The sequence below is a fragment of the Enterobacter sp. BIDMC109 genome (assembly GCF_001037885.1).
Classification (GTDB): Bacteria; Pseudomonadota; Gammaproteobacteria; order Enterobacterales; family Enterobacteriaceae; genus Enterobacter; species Enterobacter hormaechei_C.
Window position 1 is genome coordinate 443492 of record NZ_KQ090002.1, and the last position, 13270, is coordinate 456761.

12 protein-coding genes are annotated in these 13270 nt (G+C 55.8%); 1 reads left to right on the top strand and 11 read right to left on the bottom strand.

All coding sequences use genetic code 11. From position 1 onward, the window contains the following. Positions 1–14 precede the first annotated feature (14 nt). The 11 genes from SK62_RS02170 to kbaZ all read right to left on the bottom strand — a co-directional run bounded on the left by SK62_RS02170 (position 15) and on the right by kbaZ (position 12112). The gene (locus SK62_RS02170; protein WP_047719120.1) at positions 15–1904 is read right to left on the bottom strand and encodes an alpha-galactosidase; all 1890 of its coding nucleotides are present in this window, start codon (positions 1902–1904) and stop codon (positions 15–17) included. A gap of 16 nt (positions 1905–1920) precedes the next feature. Next, on the bottom strand, positions 1921–3093 hold the full coding sequence (locus tag SK62_RS02175; RefSeq protein WP_032104417.1) for a MalY/PatB family protein: 1173 nt from the start codon (positions 3091–3093) through the stop codon (positions 1921–1923). Between the two features lie 12 nt (positions 3094–3105). Continuing rightward, entirely contained in the window at positions 3106–4677 is a 1572-nt protein-coding gene (malX, locus tag SK62_RS02180) for a maltose/glucose-specific PTS transporter subunit IIBC (protein WP_039269676.1), read from the bottom strand. Positions 4678–4794: 117 nt separating this feature from the next. Further along, positions 4795–5667 (bottom strand): tagatose-bisphosphate aldolase subunit KbaY, encoded by an 873-nt coding sequence (kbaY, locus tag SK62_RS02185; protein ID WP_032672044.1) that lies wholly within the window; start codon positions 5665–5667, stop codon positions 4795–4797. A gap of 12 nt (positions 5668–5679) precedes the next feature. Beyond that, positions 5680–6825 (bottom strand): SIS domain-containing protein, encoded by a 1146-nt coding sequence (locus tag SK62_RS02190; protein ID WP_015571960.1) that lies wholly within the window; start codon positions 6823–6825, stop codon positions 5680–5682. 246 nt (positions 6826–7071) lie between these two features. Then, positions 7072–8205 (bottom strand): N-acetylglucosamine-6-phosphate deacetylase, encoded by a 1134-nt coding sequence (nagA, locus tag SK62_RS02195; RefSeq protein ID WP_047719119.1) that lies wholly within the window; start codon positions 8203–8205, stop codon positions 7072–7074. Beyond that, positions 8202–8636 carry a PTS galactosamine/N-acetylgalactosamine transporter subunit IIA gene (gene agaF / locus SK62_RS02200; RefSeq protein WP_017382441.1) on the bottom strand — a complete coding sequence of 145 codons (435 nt, stop codon included), beginning with the start codon at positions 8634–8636 and terminating at the stop codon, positions 8202–8204. The genes nagA and agaF overlap by 4 nt, the downstream gene beginning before the upstream one ends. Positions 8637–8653: 17 nt before the next feature. Next, a complete protein-coding gene (gene agaE, locus SK62_RS02205) occupies positions 8654–9532 on the bottom strand; it encodes a PTS N-acetylgalactosamine transporter subunit IID (protein WP_017693933.1) in 879 nt (292 codons plus the stop codon). Beyond that, the gene (agaW, locus tag SK62_RS02210) at positions 9522–10301 is read right to left on the bottom strand and encodes a PTS N-acetylgalactosamine transporter subunit IIC (RefSeq protein ID WP_003861730.1); all 780 of its coding nucleotides are present in this window, start codon (positions 10299–10301) and stop codon (positions 9522–9524) included. Before agaW ends, agaE begins: the two co-directional genes overlap by 11 nt. 10 nt (positions 10302–10311) lie before the next feature. Further along, positions 10312–10785 carry a PTS N-acetylgalactosamine transporter subunit IIB gene (gene agaV / locus SK62_RS02215; protein WP_003861728.1) on the bottom strand — a complete coding sequence of 158 codons (474 nt, stop codon included), beginning with the start codon at positions 10783–10785 and terminating at the stop codon, positions 10312–10314. 19 nt (positions 10786–10804) lie between these two features. Continuing rightward, a complete protein-coding gene (kbaZ, locus tag SK62_RS02220; protein WP_047719116.1) occupies positions 10805–12112 on the bottom strand; it encodes a tagatose-bisphosphate aldolase subunit KbaZ in 1308 nt (435 codons plus the stop codon). 239 nt (positions 12113–12351) lie between these two features. On the opposite strand from kbaZ, the gene SK62_RS02225 reads away from it, so the two are divergent. Then, positions 12352–13155, top strand: coding sequence for a DeoR family transcriptional regulator (locus tag SK62_RS02225; RefSeq protein ID WP_047719114.1), 804 nt, complete (start codon positions 12352–12354; stop codon positions 13153–13155). Positions 13156–13270 lie beyond the last annotated feature (115 nt).

The following is a 13270-nucleotide window of genomic DNA, read 5'->3' on the forward strand; positions in this document are numbered from 1 at the left end:
GTGTCAAAGCCTCACTATTTCTCCGGCATCGCCTCAAACACCAGCGTTTCCAGCGGTTGCAGCGTAATCACCACAGCGTTTTTATACTCCTCTGGTACGGTCGAATTACTGCCGTACACGGCTTTCAGGGTAAACTGCGAACGCTCTCCTGCCGGGATCTCAAAATCTTTGGTTAAATCCAGGAAGTAACGTTGCGGCTTATCCGATGGGTTGCGTAAGCCAAAAATCGCTTTGTCTTTACTCCATGAGGCCCAGCCGTAAACCTCAAGCGAAGTTGGGTCACCGCCAATCCAGTGAGTATCCACCAGCACGCTGGCATTCTCACGCGACCATTTCGCCGCCTGCGCCAGGGTATCCCACTTCGCCTTATTCAGCATGGACGGCGTGATGTACAGCTCCTGAAGCTGAGTTCCGGTTGCGAAGTAGCTCCAGACCTGATCGGCAAAATCGCTGTCTGTTTGCACTTTCTCGAGTCCATAGTAAGCGTTCTCTGCGCTGACGATCCCGTGGTACATCAGTGAGTTAAGCGGGAACAGCGGACCTTTACGCACGATGGATCGCCAGGTTTCGGCATCGCGGTAGGTCATCCACTGCTGCACTGGCGTGCCGGGGCCGTACAGGTTGATATCATCGCCCTGACGCCAGATTGAATCAGCATAGAACAGCCAGGACGGGCTGGCGTCGGTGCCTGTGGTCAGGTTGATAAACAGGTTCGGATTTGCGCTACGCATGTTGTGCAGCAGGGCAATGGACGCGTCAAAATCCGATGCAAATGGGCTGCCCTTGATGTGCGAATTGGCGTTACCCATTCCGTCGAGTTTGAACGAGGTAATGTGCTCGTTTTTGATCAGCTTGATGATCTGATCGTTGAAGTTTTTAAAGTAGTTCGGCCCCGACAGCGCCAGCTTGCCGTCTACGGTTTCGAAACCATACTCTTTTGCATGCGAGACGCGAATATCGCGCGGCTTGTTGTATCCGCCCCACGGAGAAAGCCACAGCCCAACCGAGCTATGCAGGCTGTCGGCTTTTTCCCTGACTTTGCCAAAACCGTTGCTGAATGCCGGGCCAAACAGCCAGCGTCCGGTGCGATCGTCCCAGCCATCGTCCAGCAGGAACGCGTCCAGCGCCACCCCGCGTCCGGCAATAAATTCTTTATTCCATTCGTCCATCCGCCCAATGACATCCTGCTCGGAGTAAGGGGTAAAGAAGCCGATGTCCATCCAGCTGTTGTAGTGCAGGTAAGGCTTATAAGGCCGCGGACGCACGGCATCGATAAACTGGTTTACGCTGCGGCGCAGCTGATTAGTTTCCGGGAAAGTGCCGAACCAGGTGGTAAAACTAACCGGTGTCTCAGGCAGAATTGGCGTTTTCAGCTCCACGTTGAGGTTCGTGGTGGCTTCATAAGCGTAAGTATTCACAATCGGTTTGTCTGGCAGGATGAAGAACGAGTCGGCCACGATTGGCGAGCTGTTAATCGCCCCGTCAACGTAAGGTGCCTGAGACTGCTTCTTCGTCGGGAAGAAGGTAATTTTCGCTACGTCCCGCGGCTGCCCGACGGCGGCGATGGTGTAGCCGATGCTGGCGTATTTTCCCTTCACCAGGTTCAGTTTCACCGTTACGTTAAAATCCGGATGCGTAAAGTCGATGACTATCGCATTGTCCTGCTTTTCGACGTGCTTGATTTTGAAATCAGCGGTGTGGATTTTTGTTTCATCCGGTAGCGTCAGAAAGAACAACTCCTGGGGCGTGAGCGGATGGTTAGCTTTGCTGTCCGTTACCACTACCGTTGCGTTTGCATCATCAAACGAAAGGGCAATATTGTCGTTACTGAGCGCGTAGTTTGCTGCTGCCGCGCCATGAGAAACACAGAGAGTCAGCAGCGAGAGAGTGAGCATTTTTTTCATCGGGGTAAGATCCTTATCAGTAATGCTTCAGCATTCGGTTGATGGACTGTTCCAGCCAGTAGCGCTGGGTGCCGAAGTTAATACGCAGGTAGTTTTCGCCGTTTTGTACGTAGTGGCTGCCATCTTCAATGACCACGCCAGCCTGTTTTGCGAAATGTTGAGTTAGCGCCGTCGCACTGCGATCGTCCGCACTGACGTCTATCCAGGCGAGATACGACGACTCCGGGTTCATCATCTTCCATGCAGGGAAATGGGTCTGAATGGCATCCGCAAGGTAGCGGGCATTGCCGCGCAGATAACCATTCAGCGCGTCGAGCCATGGCAGACCTTGCTGATAAGCCAGAATAATTCCCCACACGCCGAAGATATTGGGCGAGGTAATGGAGTTCTTCTCCAGCTGCTGGCGGAAACGCTGGCGCAGCGAATCGTCTGGAATCATTGAGTAGGATGTTTTTAGCCCGCCAAGGTTGAAGGCTTTATTGGGGGAGGTCAGCACAATCAGGTTGTCCTGGGCGGCACAGCCCGAAGTCAGACAACTGACGAATGTACCGTCCAGAATGTGCTCGGCGTGAACCTCATCAACCACCAGAATCGTGCCGTAGCGCTTACAGAGATCGGACACCTGACGTATCTCATCCGCGCGCCAGATTCGGCCCGAGGGGTTATGCGGCGAGCAGAAGAACCACAGTTTTGGACGGTGAGTTTTGAGCTGAACTTCAATCAGATTAAAATCCAGCTGATAGCGGTTTTCCTTCACGCTCAGCGGATTTGCAAGCACCCGCACGCCCTGTCGCTGTGTCGCCATCGCAAACGGGTCATACACCGGGGTATTCATCATCACGCAGTCGCCGGGTTTGCAGAACGCCTGAACCGTATAGTGCAGCGTGGAAACGGTGCCGTAGGTCAGGGTGATCCATGACTTATGCACCTCAACCTGATGACGGCTACGCTGGAAGGCGATGACCGCATCGTAGAATTCGTCGAAGCACCAGGTGTAACCGAAGGTGCCATGCTCCACGATGCGCTGGAAGCCTTCAATCACGGCGGGTGGCGAGGTGAAATCCATATCTGCTATCCACAGCGGGATAAATCCCTCCGGGACATCACCGAAACGCGAGCACACAAACGTATGATCCCATTTACGGCATTTATCGCTTTTACGCTCAATGATTCTGTCGAAATCAAACACAACGTCCCCCTGTTAAATTAAGGCTTCAATGCCGGATTTGACGCTCTGCACCTGCGGACCGATGATCACCTGAACGCTGTGGGCATCAAGCACTACTACTGACAAGGCGCCCGCGGCCTTCAGCGCCTGCTGGTCGATAAGCCCCATCTCTTTTACCACAAGACGTAAGCGGGTGATGCAGTTGTCGAGCGACTCAATATTCTCTTTACCGCCAAGCGCGCGAAGAATAAGCCCATGATCGTATTTCGATTTTCCACGTGCCCGGGTATTGGCTTCCACCGCCTGGAGCGCGCCCTGCGCGTCAACCTCACGGCCCGGCGTTTTAATATCGTGCCTGAGGATGTACCAGCGGAAGACGAAGAAGTAGATAGCAAACCAGGCAATACCCACCGGGAACAGCAGATACCATTTGGTCGACATCCCCTGCATGACGCCGAAGATCAGCAGATCCAGAATGCCGCCGTCGGTGTTGCCGATGGTGACGCCGAGCAGCGCCATCACCATCAGCGCCAGGCCAGACATAACGATATGAAACGCGTAAAGCACAGGGGCAATAAACAGGAACAGGAACTCAATCGGCTCTGAAATACCCGTGACAACTGAAACCAGCACGCCTGAAAGCAGCAGCCCTTTAATCACCGGACGGTTTTCCGGGCGCGCGGTGCGGTAGATAGCGTAAGCCACGGCAGGCAGGCCGAAGATAAATGTCGGCATAAACCCTTGCGATAAAAATGCCGTAACGTGCGGGCTAAACGGCAGGCCAGCTTTCAGCTCGGCGTAGAAAATGTTCAGCGCACCGGCCACTTCCTGGCCGTTAACCATCTCAATGCCGCCCGCCGGGGTGAAGCGCACCATCGCCAGCAGGATGTGGTGCAGGCCAAAAGGTTTGAGCAGCAGTACGCCTACGCCATACAGGAACGGCCCAAAGACGCTGGTGCTCTGGATGATATGACCAATCCCGGCAATGCCCATTGCCACATATTCCCACAGCAGGGGGATAAACAAGCCGACCAGCGACAGGGTGAGGGCGGTAATGATGGGCACAAAACGAATGCCGCTAAAGAAGGCAAACGCGTCGTGCAGCACCGTGTCCTGGAAACGTTCGTGCAGGAAGTAGGTGATCACCCCTACCACAATGCCGCCGAGCACGCCCATCTCCAGCGTTTGAATGCCAAGCACAATGGATTGTCCCACCTGTCTCATGGTGGCGGCATCCGCAAGCTGGTGGGTGGCGGTCAGGTAGTAGTTGATGCTCATGTTCATCAGCATGTAGCCAACGAATCCGGCAAAAGCGCCAACCGCTTTATTACGTCTGGCAAGGCCCATCGGGATCGCCATGGCAAACATCAGCGGCAGATAGGTAAAAGCAAAGCCGCCGACCATGGCGATAAAACCAAAGGTGAGCTGCGTTAACTCGCCGCCCAGAAAGGGAAAACTTTTGATGGTGGAAGGGCTGGTGACAGAACTACCGATACCTAACAACAACCCCATAAAGGCCAACAGTGAGACCGGAAACATAAACGTCTTTCCCAGGCTCTGGAAAAACTCCCACGCTTTCGATTTAAACGACTTTTCCTGTGTCATGTAGGGACTCCTCGGATTTTTAGGATAATGGAAGGCGCTGTCCGGCTTAAGGACGCGCCTTCATATTTGCGAGGCTTATAGTTATTTTTTTAGGTACTAACGTTATGCGCGATGGGTTCAGGCTTCAGTCGCAAGCAGCAGCCGGTTCGCCGAGCCGCAAACGGTGATTTTGCTTCTGACCACCTCTTTCATGGCATCCATGCCGACGCGCATGTAGAAGCGCGGATCGTTGCCCTGTGGGTTCTCGGCAAACCAGGCTTTGACTGCGTCAGAGAAGGCGATTTTCAGCTCTGTTGCGACGTTAACTTTGCAGACGCCCAGCTCAATGGTGCGGCGCACATCCTCATCCGGCACATCACTCGCACCGTGCAGCACCAACGGCACTGTCACTACCTCGCGGATCTCGGCCAGCCGCTGGAAGTCGATTTTTGGGCGTTTGGTATAGAGACCGTGCGCGGTACCGATGGCAACGGCGAGGCTGTCCACGCCTGTTAGTTCGACAAAGCGTTTTGCTTCCTGCGGGTCGGTCAGGAACGCGCTTTCGGCGTCGACGCTCATGTCATCTTCCACTCCGCCCAGTCGGCCCAGTTCGGCCTCGACGCTACAGTCGTTGAGGTGGCAGAAATCGACGACCGATTTCACCAGCTTGACGTTTTGTTCGAAGGGGTAATGGCTACCGTCGATCATTGCGCTACGTACGCCGGCATGGACTTTGCGGCGAATGTCGTCCAGCGATTCGTGGTGATCGAGGTGTAGCGCCAGCGGCATGTCATAAGTCAGAGAATATGCGCTGCACAAGGCGTAGATCTCTTCCAGCGCAATATGTTTAAACGTCCCCGGCGTACCCGCGAGGATCACCGGCGATCGCATTTCGCTACAGACTTCGAGGATCGCCTGGATCGTCTCGGCGTTATGGATGTTAAAGGCCGGAACGGCATAGCCCTTCGCCTGTGCGTCCTGCAAAAGATATTTAGTAGAAATAATACTCATGAGCCTGTCCTCTTAAGCCTGCCACGGATGAATAACGACGCCCTGGACCACACGGTTAACCGTACCGCTGGCGGATGGCGTATCCGGCGTATTGCCAACGTGCAGAGACTGGGTCAGTGCGAAGACCTGGGCGTACATCAGGAAGCAGAACGCCTGCTCCATATCGTTAAATGAACGTGAAGGCGGCAGCAGGATATGCGGGCCAGCTTCAATGACCGGATCCGTTTCGGCTGCAATGGCTACCACGCGCATAGCCTGACGATCGCGTCGCAGCTCGGCGAGCAGATCCCGATCGTACTGACGCGTATACGGATGGCTGGAGACAAACACGACGACCAGCGTTTCGTTGTCTACCAGCGACTTAGGCCCGTGACGGAAACCCGTGGGCGAATCGTAGAATGCCGCCAGCTTGCCGGCGGTCAGCTCCAGCACCTTCAGCGCAGACTCCCGTGCGGCGCCCTGTAATCCACCGCTGCCCAGATAAACAATGCGTTTCCACGGTTCGTTACCAAAGACGCCGGGACTGAAATCGCCAAGCGATGTGAGGATCGCCTGACAGCGATCGGACACGTCGCGGAACGTTTTGCTGTTGATCGTTTCCGGTGCGAATACCGCCAGGCAGCTCGCCATCATGGTGGTGATGCTGCTTGTCATCGCGAACCCGCGATCGTGCGTTTCGGCTGGCATGAGCAGAGCGCAGGCGTTATCGCTGTCGACGGCATTCTGGTACAGGCTGCCTGCTTCATTACAGGTGATCGACAGGTGGTAGCACTCCGGTACAAACTGATTCGCCAGCTCAACGGCGGCGACGCTCTCCGGGCTATTGCCAGAACGGGCGAAAGAGACCAGCAGCAGCGGGTGCGAAGGGCTGAAATAATCCATCGGGTTGGTGACCAGATCGGTCGTAGGTATCGCGGTGATGTTTTTCCCCGTGTGGCTGGCAAGCCATGGCGCAATGATGTCGCCGATAAAAGCAGACGTACCCGCGCCGGTTAGAACGATCCGCAGATCGGGCTTGCGCAACAGTGGCGTCAGAAAACTGTCGATCGACGCGCGCAGATTATCAATATTGTTGAGCGAGCGAAGCCAGCTGGCTGGCTGCTGGCGGATCTCTTTTTCGGTCCAGGTGCCGGTGGTGGCGATAGTGGTTTGTGGCATAACTCAGTCCTTAGTCGTGTGAATTCCACATCAGACGCTGGCAAATGTGTCGCTATCTTTCGTTTCGTTTCACTTGTTCACTTTAGCAGTTAAATAAAATTTATAGAAAAGAAATCGAAAGTTCAATGGCGAAAAAGAAATAAAACGAAAATTGTCATCGCGAAAGGAAAGGCGAAAATCAAGGAAAGGAAAAGAAAGGCCTTACGATCGTCTTCCGTAAGGCCAACAGGGCACACTGTGAAGGGGCTACAGGGAAAGAGCCTGACCCTGGATCCAGATCTGCCGGAGGTGTAAACCCGCATCCAGCGCAAGAACATTGGCGCGTTTGCCTGGCGCTAACGTTCCCAGCAGGTGATCCATCCCGAGCAGACGGGCAGGATGCAGCGAGGCCATATGGATTGCGTTTTCTGGGGCGATCCCCGTATGCTCCACCATATTTCGCACGGCGGCATCCAGCGCGAGCGTGCTGCCCGCCAGCCCGCCTGAGGCCGTGCGGACAACGCCGCCCTGCATCTCGACATTTTCACCACACAACGTATAGCGCCCATCAGGCATACCCGCCGCCTGCATGGCATCGGTAATCAGCACCGTACGATCCTTCGCGCAGCAACAACATAGCCGCATGGCTCCAGGATGAACGTGATGCCCGTCGGCAATAAGCTCCAGCCACGCGCGTGGGTCTGTAAGCCCGGCGCCAACCATGCCGGGCTCCCGGTGGTGTAACCCCGTCATGCCGTTGTAGCAGTGCACCAGCCCGGCTGCGCCTGCATCAAATGCGGCCAGGGTTTGCGCGTATGTAGCGGCGCTGTGGCCCAGCATGACGCGTATCCCTTTTTGCTTGAAGTGATGGATCGCCTTCAGGGCATCCACTTTTTCCGGAGCAAGCGCCACCACCCGCAGCGTGTTCTGCGAAACCGCAATCAGCTCATCAAGTTCCGCGAGATCCAGTTCGCGAAACAGTTCTGGCGGGTGCGCCCCTTTGTTCTGCGGTGTAAAGTACGGGCCTTCCAGATAGCTGCCCAGGATCTGCGCGCCGGGGCCACCGGCATGACAGCGCCGGGCAATGCGCCGTAACGCGCCATGGATCGCCTCCAGCGGAGCGGTGACGGTGGTAGGCAGAAACGCCCCCACGCCTTCACGCGCTTTGTGCACGGCTAACCGGTCCAGCACGTCGGGCGCATCATCCATCACATCCACACCCGCGCCGCCGTGGACGTGGATATCAATGTATGCCGGGCAAAGCAGGTCTGCCTCGCGGGTATTAACCCCTGCCGGAATCGGCTCGATGGCGGTGATGACGCCTCTATCCATACGCAGCTGATGGTCATCCAGCCAGCCCTGCCCGGTCAGCAGACGACGCGCGCGCAGCAGCTGGCTCATATCCCTTCCTCGGCGGGCGCTTCCTCGCGACAGCGTGCAAGTTCATCCACAAGGCTGGTCAGGCCGCGATGGCCGCACTCCAGCGCCTGCAAACGAAAGGCTTCACTGCTTAACCCGTCGCGCTCCAGAACCATCTCCAGCAAAAGCTGGAGATTGGTGCCGGTGATCACTTCGCTGCCGGGGCGCTGCATCGCGAGGGTAGAGGCCACACGAAACGGCGTACCGCCGAGAAGATCGGTGAGAAACACAATATCGTGCTCTGCATCCAGTTCATTCACTGCCTGCTCAAGCTGCGCGGTCAGCCGCGCAGTGGTGGAGCTTTCCGGAAAATCGATGGCGATAAACTGCGGCTGTTCGCCGAGGATTTGCTTCATCGCCTGTTCCAGCCCGCTGGCAAAACCGCCGTGACCCGTCAAAATAATGCCTAACATCGCAACCTCTTTGCTTTTTACAGGAAGTGACAGAATTTACCGACAACGCCCAGCACCACGGTGATACCAATCAGGCGCAGCGGGCTCCAGCCACGGCGTACCAGCCAGAACATGGTCAGGGTATAGACCAGCGGCAGAAAGGCGGGCATCAGTTTGTCGATCACATCGGTTTGCAGTTTGACGACCGCATCCCCGGCTTTAATCTCGAGTGTGGTATTCAGGCGCACATAGGTTGCCACCAGCGCACCAATCACTGTCATCCCGACAATGGACGCAGCATGACCAACCTTTTTGGTGTTGGCCTTGATCAGCGGGATCGCGGCGACACCCATTCGGTAGGCATAGTGCGCCAGACCAAAACGCAGGCCGAGATGCACCACGTTAAACAGCACGATAAAGACCACCGCGCCAAGAATGGATCCCTGTAGCGCCAGGCTGGCGCCAATCCCCCCGCAGATGGGCAGCAGGGTCAGCCAGAACATGGCGTCACCAATGCCACCGAGCGGTGCGCCGACGGCAATTTTAGTGCTCTGGATGCTGTTCACATCCTGCTTGGAACGCTCCATTGCCAGAATAATGCCGATGACGAAGGTCACCAGGAACGGGTGGGTGTTGAAGAAGCCCATATGGCCTTTCATGGCGCGCGCCAGGTCCCGCTTATTGGTGTGGATCTTTTTCAGCGCGGGCAGTAGCCCATACAGCCAGCCGGAGGCCTGCATACGCTCGTAGTTAAACGAGGCCTGTAGCAGCATGGAACGCCAGGCGACACGGTTAATATCCTTTTTCGTTAGCTCAGCGCCAATACTCTGGTCTTCGTAGACGTTTTCATTCACGCCGGTCAGCAGTGTCTCTTCACTTTCAGACACGCCCGGCAGGGTGGTGTGATTAGATGCCATCTTCAAATTCCTCTTTCTGGGCCGCAGGCGCCGTGGGTTCAGGCGATTTGCGCAGCAGGTCGATCAGCGCCATCGCCAGCGCAGCCGCGGCAATCGCCAGCACCGGGAGTTTCAGCCAGGCCGCGGCGACAAAGCCGATAATGAAGTAAGGGATGTAAACGTTTTTCATCATGATCTTCAGCAGCACGGCGAAGCCGATCGCTGGCATGATGCCGCCCGCGACGCCGAGACCGTCGATCAGACGTTCCGGCAGCACGTCAATGGCGGTTTTCGCATGTTCAGCCCCGAAGTAGATGGGCAGAAACGCGCACAGGAAGTAGAAGACGCCGAGCGCCAGCAGTGCCAGATAGTTGACCCGTTCAATACCACGGGTGTCTGCGTTAGCCGCCATGCGATCGCAACGGGACATCACGCCGGACATCACCGAGAAGAGGAAGGTGATCCCCATCTGAACCGCCACGGCAAACGGCACGGCGACCCCAACGGCGACATCCGGCTTCACGCCTGTAGTAATGGCAAATGTGGTGCCAACGATGGTGCCGATAATCACGTTTGGCGGCTGCGCGCCCGCCAGCGGCGCGAGTCCCATCCAGACCAGTTCTAACGTACCGCCGGTCAGAATTCCGGTGTGCAAATCGCCCAGAATCAGGCCAACCAGTGGCCCGAGTACCACCGGACGGTGCATGTGTGTTAAGCCGTTAAACATATCCAGGCCCGCTATAAAGGCGAGAAGCCCCAGCGCGAAAGCCTGCAACAGACTGATTTCCATTGTGAATCCCTCAGAGCAGTTTAAAGAGATCCAAAGCAGTCTCTGTTGGAACGCCCTGAACGAAGCATTCCACTCCGGCCGCCTTCAGGCCGTTAAACGCGGCGATATCGTTCGCGTCTACAGATACCGTTTTGGCAATTTGCTGTTTGCCACTGGCGTAATGCATATTTCCGACGTTAATACGGGTGATGGGCACGCCGCCCTCGACCAGCGTTAAAAAATCAGCCGGTGTTTTACAGACCAGCAGAATTTTCTGCCGGTCGGCGGCGCGATGAATGTTGTCGATCACTTTTTGCAGGGACCAGAAACGCACGGCGATGCCTTCCGCCAGCACCATCTCCATCAGGTTTTGCTGAACCGGATCGTCTGCAACCTCGTCATTTGCCACCAGCACCAGGTTCGCCCCCGCAAACCCCACCCACTGTACGCCCACCTGACCGTGGATCAGGCGTTCATCAATGCGGCATAAGACAATGTTTGGCATAGCGTTTTCCTCTTTTTAATTATGCGTGTTGAGTCGTTACGCCTTCGCAGGCGGCATGGTACTGCTGGAGTATGTCCTGAATGTGGTCGAGGATGAGTTCCCGTGGTGTGGACCTGAGAGCTCCATCGCGAACTTTGCTGTACTGCAACGGCAGATACTGGCTGATCAGCGGCAGCGGAATCGGTTCATCCGCCAGGTTGCGTACCAGCCGCTCAAAGGCGTCGTCAATCTGGCTGTCTGGCCAGTAATAGCGCACGCGGTCGGAATAGCTGTAACCGCGCGCCAGGCGACGGGCATTGCCGTCGCCGTGATAGTGGCTTTGCCAGTATTCCGGGCGATCGAGCATCACGTTTTCCAGGACGTGACGCAGCCCTGAGCAGGCTTTTGCCGGCAGCAGCTCTTCTTCAATTGCTGCCAGTGAGAACAGCGCTTCGCGCAGCGCGAAGGTTAGCGCAGGGCCGACTTTCAGAATGGCGAAGTGATCTTTCACCAACTGGCGCAGCGCCTGCGGCGTCTGGTAATCGGTAGAGTGTGCTTCAAATACAAGCGTGTCGTAGGCTTCAACCATCTCGCTCAGCGCGACGGCTTTATGCGGTTGATAGTCACAAACCTGCGCATGGTCGAACTCAACGCCAGGCTGAACCACCAGGCCAATAATGCGCGGCCAGATGTCGCTTAACCCTTCCTTCTCGAATGCGTGGCGGTGTGCCTCAAGCGTGGCGCGTGCCGCCTCTGGCGTGGTGACCTCAAGCTCGGTCAGCGTCTCGTGTGCCCCACCGGGAACCGGAACTTCCGTGCCGATAACGTAGACCAGATCGGCTACGCCAAATTGCTCGAGACAGGTGGTTTCGGCAATTTTAGCCAGCCGAGCGGCACGCCCGGCAACGATTGCATCGGTTAACGGAACCGGGTCGTCTTCGCAGGACATGCTGCAATCGAGGTGAATTTTTTTAAATCCGGCCGCCACGTAGCTTCTGAGCAGATCGTCGGCGTTCGCCATCGCCTGCGAAGCCGGCAGGTTTTGCCAGCGGTTTGGACCTAAATGATCGCCGCCAAGGATCAGCTGCGAGGTGGGGAAACCAAGAGATCCCGCCAGCTTGCAGACAAACCCATAAAAATCGGCGGGCGTCATACCGGTATAACCGCCAAACTGATCCACCTGGTTTGAGGTGGCTTCTATCAGCAGGGGCGTCTGTTGTGAATGGGCGTAACGTAGTGCAGCTTCAAGTACCAGTGGATGTGCGGAACAGACGGCATAAATCCCGTTTGTATTCCCCCGTTTATGTTGTTCCACCATTTCTGTCAGATGTTTCACTTTCCTCTCCATTTCGGATGGTGTTGGTATTCATCTTTCGTTTTGTTTCATTTGATACTGCATTATGGTGAGGTAAAAATAAAACGAAAGATAATAGTTTTCCGATCTGTTTCACAAAAGAAACATAATGAAAGGTTTCAGCGGCGATTAAGCTTGCGTCCGCACACCATACAGGGCTTGCATTCCCTCAAAAGAAAGGCGTTAATAAGCAAAACGAAATGAAACGAAAGTGTATTTACTAAGGAGCTCGTATGAGCAGCACCGATTCATCCGCAGAGAAGCGCATCACCGGCACCAGTGAAAGGCGAGAGCAGATCATTCAGCGGTTGCGGGCGCAGGGAAGCGTGCAGGTTAACGATCTTTCTCTTTTATACGGCGTGTCGACGGTGACGATCCGTAACGATCTGGCCTTTCTGGAAAAGCAGGGGATTGCCGTTCGCGCTTACGGCGGCGCGCTGATTTGCGAAGGCAATGCCCCCGGCGTGGAGCCGTCCGTTGAGGACAAAAGTTCCCTTAATACGTCAGTGAAGCGCAGCATCGCGCAGGCGGCGGCTGAACTGGTGAAGCCGGGTCACCGCATTATTCTGGACTCCGGCACCACAACCTTTGAAATTGCCCGCATGCTGCGCCAGCACACCGATGTCATTGCCATGACCAACGGGATGAACGTGGCAAATGCACTACTGGAAGCGGAGGGCGTAGAGCTGCTGATGACCGGCGGGCACTTGCGCCGTCAGTCGCAGTCCTTCTACGGCGACCAGGCGGAGCAGTCCTTACAGAATTACCATTTTGACCTGCTGTTCCTGGGTGTCGATGCCATCGATCTCGACCGGGGGGTGAGTACGCATAACGAGGATGAAGCCCGTCTGAACCGCAAAATGTGCGAGGTGGCGGAGCGTATTATCGTTGTCACGGACTCCAGCAAGTTTAATCGTTCAAGCCTGCATAAAATCATTGATACTCAGCGGATCGACATGATTATCGTTGATGAAGGCATTCCGGCGGAAAGCCTTGAAGGATTACGCAAAAGCGGGATCGATGTGGTGCTGGTCTAAAGAGGCTTTTCCCCTCACCCTAACCCTCTCCCCATAGGGAGAGGGTTCCCCAGTAATTTGAAAGCAAAAGCGATAACGTTGCCTCAGAATAACTGAGGGCTTTCAGCGATGCCTC